We start from the raw sequence: 13,924 nt of genomic DNA on the forward strand, positions 1-13,924 counted from the left end.
GTCCTTTATAGTTTTTTGTCTTGCAGCAAACGCTGGCGAATTACTTCACGCAACGCAACTTTGTTTGGCTTGCCTACGGGCGTTAAAGGTAAAGAGTCGATAAATTCGAAACGGTCTGGCACCTTGTAATCCGCCACACCAAACCCACGTAAATACTTACGAAGCGTGATACTTTTCATGCCATGCGACGCCATTTTTGGAACCACAAAAGCACAACTCTTCTCCCCCATCATGTCATCAGGCATAGACACAAGCGCACTGTGCATAACCAACTCATGTTTCAATAGAAGATTTTCGATTTCTTCTGCAGCAATTTTTTCGCCACCCCGGTTGATTTGGTCTTTGTCTCGACCGACAACCGTTAAGTAGCCGTTTTCGTCACGACGAACAAGGTCACCAGAGTGATAAAAACCCTCATGGTCGAACACCTTTGCGTTGTGTTCTGGCGCCTTGAAATAACCACGAACCGTATAAGGACCTCGGGTTACGAGCTCGCCTTCCACATTCGCCCCAACCTCGTTACCCGCTTCATCAATGACTTTTACCTCATCAAGCGAACACATTGGTCGACCCTGCGTGGTTACTATGGTGTCAATATCGTCATCTAGTCTGGTGTAATTCACCAAACCTTCCGCCATGCCGAGTATTTGCTGTAATTGACAGCCCAGTACATCAGGCACTTGTCGAGCAAGACTTTCACTTAATTTTGCACCACCAACCTGCATCAAAACTAACGACGTCAACGCGTCTTTATACGTCGGCGCGGCTTGCAGCCATAACGCCAACGCCGGCGGCACCAATGCCGCCACGGTGACTTGATGGCGCTTAATTAGTTCAAAACACGTCGTTGCATCCGGACTCGACGCCATCACCACACAACCACCCACATGAAAAGCACCAAAAGCCCCAGGCGAACTCATGGGGAAGTTATGCGCACAAGGCAGCGCACATAAATAATGGGTTGACGAAGTAAATTGGCAAATCTCAGCACTTCGACGCACGCTGAAAAAGTAATCGTTATGTGTTCTTGGAATTAGTTTTGGCGTTCCCGTGCTACCACCAGACAGCTGAAAGAAAGCCACGTCATCCGCTCGACTCGGTTGCGCACTTAACGACACATCTGTAGACAATCTAAGCACACTATCAAGAGAATCCGCCCAACCCGCACTGCCCACAATAAGCGCATGCTTTAATCCCTCAGAGGATTCACTTAGCGTCTTGAAAAAAGCATCGTTTCGAAATAAAGCGTGACCATCGCTGGCAATAAGCAACGTCGGTTCTATTTGTTTAACGTACGCCTTAAGCTCGCTTTCATTATGACTAAATAAGGCATTTACAGGCGCAACACCAATGCGCATCAGAGCAAAAAATACGACATAAAATTCAGCAATATTAGGGAGTTGAACAACGGCCGTATCACCTGATTTCAAACCAAGCCGTTGAAGGTAAGCCGCCAATTTTTTTGATTGAGAACACAAGTCACGATACGTCAATGAGCGCTCCCCACACAAAACAGCCACATTGTCTTGTGGTGCATGATCTATCAGGTCAACCAATGGACGATCGGTCCAATACCCCTTTTCACGGTACGTTTTCGCAAACGACTCAGGCCATGGTGTAAAAGCAATACTCATATCACGTCTTCCTTTATTCCAAATGCATTGATCATTGTGCGCATCTTGGCACTGGTCTCTAACCATTCACTTTCTGGACTTGAACCAGACACAACACCCGCACCAGCAAACAAGGCCACTTTATTACCTGTCACTTCTGCGCAGCGTATAGCAATCGCCCACTCACCATTTCCTTGCGCGTCACACCAGCCGACTAAACCACTAAAAAATCCACGTGGATGAGGCTCTAAGATGTCAATATGACGCTTGGCAAGTTGAGTTGGTGTTCCACACATAGCCGGTGTTGGGTGCATACTTTTGATGATGTCAAAGATCGAGGTAGTGCTTTCGCCTCGTAAAGTGGCTTCAATCTCCGTAGAAAGGTGCCACATGGTTGGTGTTGAAATGACACTTGGCTCATCTGGGACATTTAGATTGTCAACCAAACCCACCAATGATGAGCGGATCGATTCCACCACCAAACGATGTTCATATTGATCTTTAATCGACTTAGATAAAGTTTCTGCGGCACGCTGATCCGCTTCCGCATTTTGCAAACGCTTTGCAGAGCCCGCTAAGGGATTAGAAAACATCTTCGTGCCCTGCTTTCTAATCAGAAGCTCTGGGCTGGCGCCAATCAATATACTGTTCTCGAGAGGCACACTAAAATGATAGGCGTTGGGGTTTTGTCCCATTATATTGGCCAACAATCGGGGAATATCCACCACTTTATCGAGTTCAATATTGAGTATTTTCGACAGCACCACTTTCTTCAGCTGGCCTTGTTCAAAAGTAGACAATGCCTGATCAATCATCGTTAAAAAGTCAGCATGATTAGGAGAAAAAGCATGATCCGACACATGATGAGAAAAGTCCTTATCCAAAAAAGGAGACAAGCCACTGGTCAATGACGTTACTCGCTCTGACCACGTTGGGGCCACCAGCTGTGTTGGCTGAGACATATCAAAAGGAATTGCGCCAACCAGCATAGGGTTTACAACACCCTTCGCTATCTCACGCTCAAATAACGCATTCACTTCTTGATTAAAACTCGGAGAAATAATGGGGGTTGAAAGACGCTGACTAACACCACTTGCTCGGACCAAATTAATGCGTGAATTAAATAGGAATAAATCATCTTGTGATTGATCTAATGCCAAAGCGCCAGCATAGTCAGGGAAAGTAACGTCCATAACAACTCCTGTAATGATAACCATTATCAACAATATTTTCGGCTAATGATAATCAGTTGCAATAGTCATGGCCAGTCATTTATTTGTAAATTAAGCGAAATGACACAAAAGCAATAAAACCTTGATAAATATATTTCACACAGTAATATGCGGAACGAAAATCATTACTAATTAAAAATGGACCTTTCTAATGAAGTTATCAGTACTTTTTGCCCTATTTGGATTCTTATTTTTTGCAGGAGCAACACAGGCAAAAGTAGAAGTCATCAACGATGTATTAGGACGGCAAGTTGAGGTAGATGTGCCCGCAAAACGTGTCATTTTAGGTTTCTATGCCGAAGACTATATGGCCATTGGCACAGAACAAGCGTTTGACAATGTGGTTGGCTTATCGGTGGATACTTGGAAAGGTTGGCGCCCGTCAAGTTGGGATCTTTACACCAACTACCGCCCGTCATTAAAAGACATTCCAGACGTTGGCGAAGTAGAGGCTCAAACCTTTTCTATCGAAAAAGTACTGAGCCTTAAGCCAAGCGTTATTCTATTAGCGGATTGGCAGTATAAAGGTCTTGGGGGAGATATTGATCGAATTGAAGAGGCAGGCATCCCAATTGTTGTAGTCGACTACAACGCACAAACATTAGAGCGCCACCTCAAAAGTACGCTTATTATTGGCGAGCTGACAGGTCAACAAAAGCGCGCCCAAAAAATTGCGAAAGAATACAAACACACAATTGAATCCACCTTAACGCGAATTAAAGCCGCTCATTTACCAAAACCACGGACCTACGTTGAATTTGGTAACAAAGGCCCGAGCCAGTACAGTTTTACTTACGGGAAAAACATGTGGGGCGCGATGATCACCATGTTAGAAGGCGATAACATTGCCACGCCGTTTGTTGAATGGTGGGGCCCCATGAATCCAGAACAAGTATTAGCGTCTAAACCAGAAGTGGTTTTTCTTGCGGGTACGGAATCTGGCATCAAAGGCGATGCCATTGCGATGGGCCAAGGCGTTGACCGTAAGCTCGCCGTTTCTCGTTTGCTAGCATACAAAAAGCGCGCTGGTTGGGAACAAATGCCAGCCGGTCAAAACAATCGTATCTATGGTTTATATCAAGGCGCCTCTCGTACTATTTTGGACGCGTCTATGGCTCAATTTATGGCAAAAGCCATGTATCCGAATTTATTTAAAGATGTTAATCCAGAACAAGAATACATTAATTTCTATAAAACCTATTTGCCAGTAACGCCAACCGGCACTTTCACCGCGACCATTACTGAGTAATGGTCGTCCGTTGAATCTTAATGATCCCACACTTATGCATTCAGACTTAATTTCTGATGCGATTTCGACACAGCGGCGCAGTGAAAAGCGCCGCTGGTCTGTTATCTGCATCTTATTGACCGTTCTGATACTTTCTTTTGTATTAGATGTCGCTACTGGCCCTTCTCTTTTAAACATAAAAGAGGTGGCAAATGCGCTACTCAGTTTACTGGGGGCGCCGGTTCAAGTGGACCCGACCACCCAAGTCATCGTTTCCAGCCTGCGTTTGCCCATTGCCATTATGGCGGTTGTGGTTGGCGGGGTGTTAGGCGTTGGTGGCGCAGAAATGCAAACCTTACTCAATAACCCAATGGCCAGTCCTTATACGCTTGGCATGGCCGCGGCGGCAGGTTTTGGCGCGGCGTTGGTACTCTATTTTGGTTCGTTGGGCATAGACACAAACCTAGCGGTGCCATTAGGCGCATTTGTTTGTTGCATGCTGGCAGCAACATTTCTGTTCGCCCTTGCGACCATGCGCCATATTAGTTCTGGTCAACTCATTCTGGCGGGTATTGCGTTACTGTTCCTTTTTCAATCTTTATTGTCTTTGGTGCAATTCGTGTCTTCGCCTGAGTTAAGCCAACAGATTCTATTTTGGTTGTTTGGCAGCCTATCCAAAGCATCATGGTCTAATCTCGCTATTATTGTGAGCGTCACGGTTGTTTGTATGGTCTTCCTTGTGCGCGACGCGTGGAAGCTAACCGCATTAAGACTCGGCGAAGAAAGAGCCAAGAGCTTAGGCGTCAATATTACTCAGCTTCGATTGCGGACGTTATTGATTGTCGCGGTCATGACCGCCACGGTAACAAGCTTCGTCGGTATTATCGGCTTTGTCGGTATTGTCGCGCCTAATATCGCAAAGATTTTAGTCGGTGAAGATCAGCGTTTTTTCTTACCCTTGTCTTTTATTATTGGCGCCTTTTTGCTGTCCAGTGCATCCGTGCTGTCAAAAGTCATTGTACCCGGCGCACTTTTCCCTATTGGTATTGTCACCGCCATTATTGGCGTGCCGTTCTTTTTCTGGCTAATTCTAGGCAAGAGGCGCTAATTCATGTTGGAAGTAAACAATCTTAACGTGTCTTTAGACGACCTTATCCTTGCCAAGGACATGTCGTTTACCCTAGAACCGGGCAAGGTCAATGTCATCATAGGACCAAACGGCACAGGAAAAAGCACCTTACTCAAAACCTTGTTTGGCGACATCAAAGCCAATTCAGGGGAAATTAAATTTTCCGATGAGGTGCTAGCACGTAAACAACTGGCTCAATGGCGTAAGCAGTTTGGTTACATGCCACAAGACATTCGACTTGATGTAGAACTGAGTGTGCTAGAAGTCGTGTTACTGGGGCAATTAAATACCTTAGGATTTCGTTTAGAAGACCACGTTATTAAAGAAGCCTTAACCGCGCTCGACAAAATCGGCCTGCTGCATCTTGCCAATCGAGAGGTGAATAAATTGAGTGGTGGCCAATGCCAAATGATCTTGTTCGCTCAAGCGCTCATGCGTAAACCAAAAATACTCATGCTCGATGAACCCGTCAGCGCACTCGATTTGCATTTCCAACATGTTTTACTAGACCATTTAGACACTCAAACCAAAGAGCAAAGCTGGGTTACCTTAATGGTTCTGCATGATTTGAACCTTGCTGCTCAATACGCTGATAACTTATTGGTTCTTAAGGACGGAAAACTGGTGGCCAGCGGACACCCAAGTAATGTGCTAACCCCTCAACTCGTCAAAGACGTTTATAACGTCGATGCGCATGTCACAAAAGACATGTCGGGGACACCGTTTATTCGCACTGTCAGAAGTAAAACCGAGCTTTTAACCGACAACCACCAGCAATCGGCTTAACATAATGATTCTGCAAAGGCGTTAACCTTCCTCATCATGTTTTCAAAACACGCTATTCAAGATTGGAAAATACTCTCCCCTGCTGGCCGAGTCTTAGTCATTAATGGTTTTACCTTTAATCTCGGCTTTTATATGTTGTTGCCGTATTTGGCGGATCATTTACAGCATAATCTAGGGATTAGCGGTTGGTATGTGGGCTTAATCATTGGGCTTCGTGTATTAAGCCAACAAGGTTTATTTTTAGTCGGTGGCACGCTGGGCGATCACCTAGGGTACAAGCGTTTAATATTGTTAGGGTGCGCGGTTCGAATCGCTGGGTTTATTTTATTGGGTGTGGGGTACAACATTCCAGTCTTGATGGTCGGGGCATTTTTATCGGGCTTTGCTGGGGCGTTATTTACGCCCAGTAGCCAAGCTTATTTAGCATCGGAATACCCAGAAGCAAAAGCCAGAAACACCGTCTTTGCGTTACAAAATCTTATGTCAGAAGCAGGCATGCTGCTAGGTCCACTGTTGGGGTTATCGCTCCTTTACGTCGATTTTGCCTTGGTAGGTTTAGTCTCTGCCGGACTTTTTACCTTACTTCTTATTATTCAATGGCGGTATTTGCCTGAACTTGCTTCGCAACAAACGCTTCCTGCAATTCAGAAAACACCCTTTTGGTGTCAATGGGTGCAGATGCTGACGCACAAAGTCTTTATGCAATTTGTCCTTTGTTCGTCGGTCTATCATTTGTTATTCCACCAACTGTACATAGCCGTACCTTATGAGGTTCGTGTCGTCACACAAGATGTCAGTGTCATCACGTGGGTCTTTGCAACGTCCTCGATTACTGGCGTATTAATGCAAATGCCCGTCAGTCGATGGGTTGAAAAACACTTAGGCATTGCACGTGGAATGGGCATCGGCATGAGTGTGATGGGCTCGAGCTATTTGTGGCTGAATTTGGCTTTCCCGAGTTTTCCTGCGCTGCCTTTTCTCCTTTGCGCCCTCTTTTTCAGTATTGGCTCCATGTTGGTTTTTCCATTACTTGGCGCTTACGTCCCTAGATTCTGCTCTCCTAAAGAACTAGGAAGCCATTATGGTTTGTATTCCTGCATTGGCGGGCTTTATGCTTTTATTGGGAACATCTCAACGGGCTGGTTGTTATCTTCAAGCGGCATCAGCCACGCTTGGATTTGGGCAGGGTTGGCAAGCATTGCGCTTCTTTCTGGCATCTTGTTGTTTAAGCTAACCAACACAACCTCGCATTGAGCGAGTCGTGTTGGCTTAGCATTAGCGCCAAATAATTATGTTTTAACGCTTTCTGAGCAACCGCAATGCGTTCGCGGTAACCAATGCCGTAGCCCCAGAATCCGCCAAGACTGCCAACCATAATCCGGTCAAGCCTAATAACGTCGTCACTAAAAATACCGCCTTTAGCCCTAAAGCAATGGTGATGTTTTGACGTATATTGGCATTGGTCGCACGGGACAAGCGAATCATATCCGCCAAACCTTGCAACCGGTTATGCGTCAACGCCGCATCGGCGGTTTCTAGGGCGACGTCTGTTCCGCTGCCCATCGCAATCCCAATTGTTGCCGATTTCATCGCTGGCGCATCGTTGATTCCGTCACCCACCATGGCCGTGGCGTACTGCTGATTCAATGCCATAATGGCCGCCACTTTGTCTTCCGGTAATAAATTGGCTTGAAAGTCCATGTTCAACTCAGCCGCAATTAATGCCGCCGCGCGAGTATTATCACCCGTTAACATCACGCCATTAATGCCCAATGATTTCAGATCCGCCAGCGCCGCTTTCGCGTCTGCTCGTAACGTATCTTGCAAGGCAATAACCCCAAGTAATTGGTCATTTTCCAACACGACAACCGCGGTTTTTCCTTCATGCTCTAACGCGGTTATTTGCGCTTGGACACGCGCTGTCAAAACGGATGCCACCTTGCTGGGCGCACTAACACTGATCCGCTTACCCAACAATTCGCCTTCCACACCGATACCCGCCAACGTTCGGCGATTATCGGCGTGGATCACTTCGATACCTAGCCGCTCTGCGTATTGGACGATGGCTTTGGCCAATGGGTGATGTGAGCCAACTTCTATGGACGCGGCGGCCACGATCAAATCATGGTCCGCCCCATTTACGCTTAACACCTCTGTCACCCTTGGCTTACCTTCGGTGAGCGTTCCGGTTTTATCAAAGGCGATGGTTTGTATTCGACCAAGCTGCTCTAACGCCAAGCCGCCTTTTATTAACGCACCTCGACGCGTTGCGGCGGCCAAACCAGAAGTGATGGCCGCTGGCGTAGAAATCACCAGCGCACAAGGACAGCCAATCAACAACAACGCCAAGCCCCGATAAATCCATGTTTCCCACAATTGATCAAACGCCAATGGCGGAATCACAATCACCAGTACCGCAACCAACATAATCGCAGGCGTGTAAATACGACTGAATTTATCCAAAAAACGCTCAAGTGGCGCTCGACGCTCTTCGGCTTCTTCGATCAAATGCAATATTCGGTCAATGGCATTTTTACCAGGTTGAGACACGACCTTTAGCCGCACAACACGATCCACTAACAAACTACCCGCAGGCATTTTTTCCGCTTTCAATCGTTCAACCGGAACCGACTCACCCGTCAAAGCACTTTCATCGAAGCTAGCCATGTCCGACAGCAGTTCAGCGTCTGCGGGTAAACGTTGGCCCGGCGACACTTCGATTTCATCCCCTGGGCGTAAACTAGAAATCGCCACTTTTTGACGAACGCCATTTTTAATGATTAACGCGTCTTCTGGCAATAAGGCCATCAAAGCACTGACGCCTTTACGCGCTCTATTGGCCGCGAACGATTCCAAACACTCACCAAGCATAAAAAGCAGCAATACCATCGCGGCTTCTGCGGTCGCACCTATAAACAGCGCTCCGATTGCCGCAATGCTCATTAGCGTTTCAATCGCAAAAGGAGAACCTGCACGAATCAGCCGCCATGATTTTTTCATAATGGGCACTAAGCCCACTAAGGTCGTCACGATAAACGCCATTTCACCCAATACGGGATTAAATTGTGTTATTCCCCAGCTCATCAGCATCAGTACTGCCAACGCGACAATTGGACCGTATTCCCGCAAAACATGCGATGAGAACAGCGGGCTACTGCTTTGAGGCGTACTGCTTTGAGGCCTGCTTTTTTGAGGCATACCGTTTTGATGCATTTTGGCGCTATCGCCAAACGGCGTTAAATCAAAGCCAATGCTTTTTACGGCTTTTTGTATGTCATCAGAAAGGTCTGAATTCGATTCAACCACCAGCTTTTCCGTCGAAAAAACCACATTCGCGCTAACAACGCCATCGAGAGATGAAACCGCTCGCTCAATCGAGCGAGCGCAACTGCCACAATCCATACCACTCACACGCCAGCTATATGGTGACTGAGTGGAGAATTCATTCAAATGGTGGTCATTAGTTTTTTCCGGATGCTTGTCATTGTGTGAGCAACAGGATGACATGTCGCTTGATGTAGAACAGCGATCTTGAGGTAAATCTTGATGTGAGTTGGGGTTATTCATAGAACCTCCTGTATAAATGTATATCAGGAGTGTAGACCTTGGAGCACAGTCCAAGGTCAAGCAGAAAAAGGTATTAACGTTATTTACAGCAGGAATTACTTAAGAAGAGTAACGCCTTCTATTTCTTGAACGGTTTTTGCGTCAGTGCGTTCCATGATTTTCACCAAGGCAGATTGAATAATCTCGTCTTCACGAACATCACTTTGACCGGCAAAACGTTGCTCTTGTGGCTCAGCGCCCTCTTCTGCCGTGAAAGTCACAATCACTTCCGTTGCAATTTCTTCGGTCTCACCAAAATAGGAAAAAGAGACTTGTGGATAGCCTTTAAAGCCCATTTTTACTTTCTTTGCGATACGTTTTTTAGATTTATCTAAGTTCATGCGGCCTGCCTAAAGGAAAGAATGTCATTACAAAATACAGTGTGAATGAATTAAACCACAAAGCAGACTAATCAAGATAAATTAAATCTACGTAAATCACTTAATTAAACTCAACGCACTTCTAAACTCATCCGCTCGACAGTCACCAATCAATTCAAATAAGCACATTTCAAGACAGGTTATTTCTGCGCCCTTGCGAGCAAGTTTTTCAAGCGCTAAGACTTTATTGCTTAAAGCACGAGACGAAACGCAATCACTGACAAGCTCAACCTCATAACCTAAATCCAACAAACCTAACGTGGTTTGGTACACACAAATATGCGTTTCAATACCACTGAGCAACCAGGTTTTTACCTTGGTTTTTTTAACCGCTTCCACAAAAGCAGGCTCGCCGCAGGCACTAAAGGAAAATTTTGAAATGGGCGTAACCGAACCCAAAACCTCTTGTAATTCCGGTACGGTTTTCCCCAATTTTTCAGGGTTTTGTTCTAACCAAAAAATCGGCATATCCAGTAATTTTGCGGCCTTGATCAATGTGACAAGATTCGCAACAAACCGCTCACTGTCGTGAACCACGGTTGACAGTTTCCCTTGCACATCAATAACGACCAAGCCCGTTTTGCCTTTTGTTAACATGACATTCTCCGATTCTTTTTATTTGTGTAGGATCAAATTAAACCAGTTTTATTCCCAATGACGTCAACAAACTCACCGCCTCATAGCGACAGAATATCGCATTTTTAATGGTGTTTTTCTTCACATCAATATCGTAATGGGTCGCGCCATTAAAATCCGCGCCTGTCAAATTGGTATTCACAAACAAACTGTTGGTTAAATCCGTTCCTGAAAATTTGGCGCGAGATAAAGTGGCTTCTCGAAAATCCACATCGTGAGCACGACAATCTTCAAACGTAATTCCAGGTTGTTTTAAACCATAAAAGGAAGACGCATTGACCAAGCACGCTTTGAAATAAAGCGATGACCCTAAATCCAAACCGCGCCAATAGGCTTTTGTCCAATCGACGCCCAACACTTTAGAGTCATAAAATTGAACATCCGAAAACTTACTGTTTCGCACATTAATGGCCGTCAATTTGCATTTAACAAACCGGCAATCCTTGAAAGTACAGGCGTCAAAAAACGCTTCTGTGAAATCACACGACTCAAACACACAAGACTCAAATACTTTGCGAGAAATAGTGTCCTGTATATTAGACAAATCTGTAAAGGTTATCCCGTCGAATGACTCGCCATTCAATATCGTGTTGCTCATCTAACATCCCCATTTATAGTCAAACTAAAGTAACAAGAGAAGCATTGCGTCTCAATCAAAAACGCCCAGAACAGCCAATCAATTCCATTTATTTAGAGTCCAAAGTTACTGTCATGAAAGTCGAGCGATTTTGTCATTTTTTTCTCCCCTCAAGACTCGTACCCTTTTTACTTCACGTTTTTTCGATAGGGAAACCACATGCTCAATACCGTTCAAATTAAAGTCCGCGGGTACCATCTAGATATTTTCCAACACGTTAACAACGCCCGTTACTTAGAATTTCTAGAAGAAGGTCGCTGGGCATTTTTTGACGACTTTGGAATGGGTTCGGATACGGCATTAATGGACGAAGGCATTGCGTGGGCCGTGGTAAATATCAACATCAACTTTAGAGCCGAAGCCAGTTTCGGTGACGTTCTCGAGGTACAAACCCGATACGCAAAGCTGGGCAATCGCAGCATTACGATGAAGCAAACCATCATCAATGCTGAAACCAAAGACACCGTGGTTGAGGCCGATGTTACCTATGTCTGCTTCTCTAAAGCGCTAAAAGCCGCCATTGCATTACCAGACGATTTAAGGCAAAAAATTGAACTCGCCATTGGTGTATCGGAATAAAATTCAGATAAAACACATTCACGCCATCCAATAATAAAAAAGGGCTTTCGCCCTTTTTCATTTCATCCAATCAATCAAAATACATTACCAACTCAATGTCACTTTCTGCCCTGTTTCTAACGATTGTTGCGCGGCATCGGCCAACATTTGCGCGCGACGGCCATCTTCAAAACTCGGTGTGACTGGCTTTTTCGCCAAGACATTTTCAATGAAGGACGTCAGTTGCAAATTATAAGCGTCCACATATCGATCGATGAAGAAGTTATAAAGCGGATCCTGTACCTGAGTCGTTTCTTTGGTGAATCGCGTCACGGACGTCGGTGTTTGGTTGTTAGAAATTACCATGCCTTCAGAACCAAACGCTTCGACGCGCTGATCGTATCCGTAAATTGCACGACGAGAGCCGTTAATGTGAATTAAGCGACCAGATTGGCTTTTCATGATCAGCATCACGCTGTCTACGTCACCGATTTCGGTGATCTTTTCATCCACCATAGCACCACCGAAGGCTTGTAGTTCAACAATTTCTTCATTAAGGACAAAACGCGCCATGTCGAAGTCATGAATGATCATGTCACGAAAAATACCGCCAGACGATTTAAGGTATTCCACTGGCGCCATGCCAGGGTCACGACTGGTAATGATCACTTGTTCAAGTTTGCCAATGCTGCCGTCTTGCGCCGCTTTGGCGATGGCGGCATGGCTTGGATCATAACGGCGATTAAAACCGATCTGAATGGGCACGGGGCAGTCTTTAATTTGTTCTAAGCACGCATTGACGGTCGCAGTATTCAAATCGATTGGTTTTTCGCATAAAATGGCTTTGCCCGCTTTGGCGGCTTTCACAATCAGATCAACGTGCGTGTCAGTGCTGGTCGCAATTAAAACTGCGTGCACGTCTGGATCGGCCAAGGCTTCGTCCACGCTAGAAACGACTTTCGCGCCTGTACTTTTCGCCACAGCTTCTGCCGCTGGTGCATAAACATCAAAAACATATTTCAAGTTCGATTGAGCAAACGCCTGAATATTTTGGGCGTGCATTTTTCCGATTCGACCGGCACCAAATAACGCAAAATTAAGCATTCTATTATTCCTTCAATGTTATTTTCACTGTTCTTTAAAACAGTATTGGCATCATCAAACACCCCCTCCCAACCTCCCCCTTAGCAGGGGGAGGAGCTTAGTGCTTTTGTCACCTCCCCTTATATTCAAGGGGAGGGTTAGGGTGGGGTTATTTTTATTAATAAAAACATCTGATTTTTTAAGCTTTTTTATCTCGTTCAATAATCCAAGCGTGATCCGGATCATTATGAAAAATCCAATTCCGACTTGGTCCCGCCATGACGTTTAAATAATAAGACTGATACCCGTGCGGGACACCAACCGGATGATAGCCTTCTGGCACCATGACTAAATCACCGTCTTCCACGGCCATGGTTTCGTCAATACGGCGATCGTCCGTATAAACACGTTGGAAAACAAACCCTTGAGGCGGATCAATTTTGTGGTAGTAGGTTTCTTCCAATTGCGTTTCAGCAGGTGCCGCATCTGTATCGTGCTTATGTGGCGGATAACTCGACCAACCACCACTCGGCGTAATCACTTCACACACTAATAAACTGTCAGCGGGCTCATTTCCAAACAAGATATTGCATACGTGCCGAGTGTTACTCGCCACACCGCGAGTTTCGTATTGGCATTGCTCCGGTGTAATCAGTTTTGCAGCAAAACCGCCTTTTCCTGGCGCCTTGCAGAAGGCCACTTCTACATCCGTAATGGCTTCAATACGAATTTCATCTTGCGCAGGAGAATACACAGAGTACGGCGCTTTTTGATCAAACACACTCATGCGATCACCAATGTTTTGCCACGCGTCAAGCTTGGTACTGGCATTGGCTTTGCCAGACAAAATCACCGCACACACTTCATCGGTTGCGGTTTCTACCGTGATCGATTCACCGGCTTTTAGCTGATGCGCTTCAAAACCGACATAACGCCAATTGGCACTTTTAGGTGTCACAAGCTGAGTTTGCCCTGCTTGCTGGCTGCTTTTGTTTAGTCTATTTTTTCTTAGTAAATGTGACATACTTTAAAACCC

13 protein-coding genes are annotated in these 13,924 nt (G+C 45.6%); 5 read left to right on the forward strand and 8 right to left on the reverse strand.

Annotation, left to right across the window (positions count from 1 at the left end):
• Positions 1–5: 5 nt before the first annotated feature.
• Entirely contained in the window at positions 6–1,634 is a 1,629-nt protein-coding gene (locus tag D104_RS32385; protein ID WP_024024819.1) for a (2,3-dihydroxybenzoyl)adenylate synthase, read from the reverse strand.
• Entirely contained in the window at positions 1,631–2,806 is a 1,176-nt protein-coding gene (locus D104_RS32390) for an isochorismate synthase (RefSeq protein ID WP_024024820.1), read from the reverse strand. The genes D104_RS32385 and D104_RS32390 overlap by 4 nt, the downstream gene beginning before the upstream one ends.
• A 190-nt stretch (positions 2,807–2,996) precedes the next feature.
• Between D104_RS32390 and D104_RS32395 the strand changes: the two genes are divergently transcribed.
• Genes D104_RS32395 through D104_RS32410 form a run of 4 tightly spaced genes read left to right on the forward strand, consistent with a single transcriptional unit; the run spans position 2,997 to position 7,242 of the window.
• A complete protein-coding gene (locus D104_RS32395; RefSeq protein ID WP_024024821.1) occupies positions 2,997–4,094 on the forward strand; it encodes an ABC transporter substrate-binding protein in 1,098 nt (365 codons plus the stop codon).
• Positions 4,095–4,128: 34 nt separating this feature from the next.
• Positions 4,129–5,181 (forward strand): FecCD family ABC transporter permease, encoded by a 1,053-nt coding sequence (locus D104_RS32400; RefSeq protein WP_024024822.1) that lies wholly within the window; start codon positions 4,129–4,131, stop codon positions 5,179–5,181.
• Between the two features lie 3 nt (positions 5,182–5,184).
• Positions 5,185–5,988, forward strand: a complete 804-nt coding sequence (locus tag D104_RS32405) for an ABC transporter ATP-binding protein (protein ID WP_024024823.1) — start codon at positions 5,185–5,187, stop codon at positions 5,986–5,988.
• Positions 5,989–6,024: 36 nt separating this feature from the next.
• Positions 6,025–7,242 carry an MFS transporter gene (locus D104_RS32410; protein ID WP_024024824.1) on the forward strand — a complete coding sequence of 406 codons (1,218 nt, stop codon included), beginning with the start codon at positions 6,025–6,027 and terminating at the stop codon, positions 7,240–7,242.
• 42 nt (positions 7,243–7,284) lie between these two features.
• Here D104_RS32410 and D104_RS32415 read toward each other — a convergent pair whose 3' ends face one another.
• The 4 genes from D104_RS32415 to D104_RS32430 all read right to left on the reverse strand — a co-directional run bounded on the left by D104_RS32415 (position 7,285) and on the right by D104_RS32430 (position 11,208).
• Positions 7,285–9,555: a zinc/cadmium/mercury/lead-transporting ATPase gene (locus D104_RS32415; RefSeq protein WP_024024825.1), complete on the reverse strand. Its 2,271-nt coding sequence runs from the start codon at positions 9,553–9,555 to the stop codon at positions 7,285–7,287.
• A 95-nt stretch (positions 9,556–9,650) separates the two neighbouring features.
• Positions 9,651–9,935, reverse strand: coding sequence for a hypothetical protein (locus D104_RS32420; RefSeq protein WP_024024826.1), 285 nt, complete (start codon positions 9,933–9,935; stop codon positions 9,651–9,653).
• A 96-nt stretch (positions 9,936–10,031) separates the two neighbouring features.
• Entirely contained in the window at positions 10,032–10,571 is a 540-nt protein-coding gene (locus tag D104_RS32425; RefSeq protein ID WP_024024827.1) for a hydrolase, read from the reverse strand.
• 37 nt (positions 10,572–10,608) lie between these two features.
• On the reverse strand, positions 10,609–11,208 hold the full coding sequence (locus D104_RS32430; RefSeq protein WP_024024828.1) for a pentapeptide repeat-containing protein: 600 nt from the start codon (positions 11,206–11,208) through the stop codon (positions 10,609–10,611).
• A 198-nt stretch (positions 11,209–11,406) separates the two neighbouring features.
• Here D104_RS32430 and D104_RS32435 point away from each other — a divergent pair, with 198 nt between their 5' ends.
• Positions 11,407–11,826, forward strand: a complete 420-nt coding sequence (locus D104_RS32435) for an acyl-CoA thioesterase (protein WP_024024829.1) — start codon at positions 11,407–11,409, stop codon at positions 11,824–11,826.
• An 84-nt stretch (positions 11,827–11,910) separates the two neighbouring features.
• Here D104_RS32435 and iolG read toward each other — a convergent pair whose 3' ends face one another.
• Together iolG and iolB are read right to left on the reverse strand one after the other, a co-directional pair.
• Complete coding sequence (gene iolG, locus D104_RS32440; RefSeq protein ID WP_024024830.1) at positions 11,911–12,909, reverse strand: inositol 2-dehydrogenase; 999 nt, start codon at positions 12,907–12,909, stop codon at positions 11,911–11,913.
• Positions 12,910–13,087: 178 nt separating this feature from the next.
• A complete protein-coding gene (gene iolB, locus D104_RS32445) occupies positions 13,088–13,912 on the reverse strand; it encodes a 5-deoxy-glucuronate isomerase (RefSeq protein ID WP_024024831.1) in 825 nt (274 codons plus the stop codon).
• Positions 13,913–13,924: the final 12 nt, after the last annotated feature.

The organism is Marinomonas profundimaris (assembly GCF_000508165.1).
Taxonomy (GTDB): Bacteria; Pseudomonadota; Gammaproteobacteria; order Pseudomonadales; family Marinomonadaceae; genus Marinomonas; species Marinomonas profundimaris.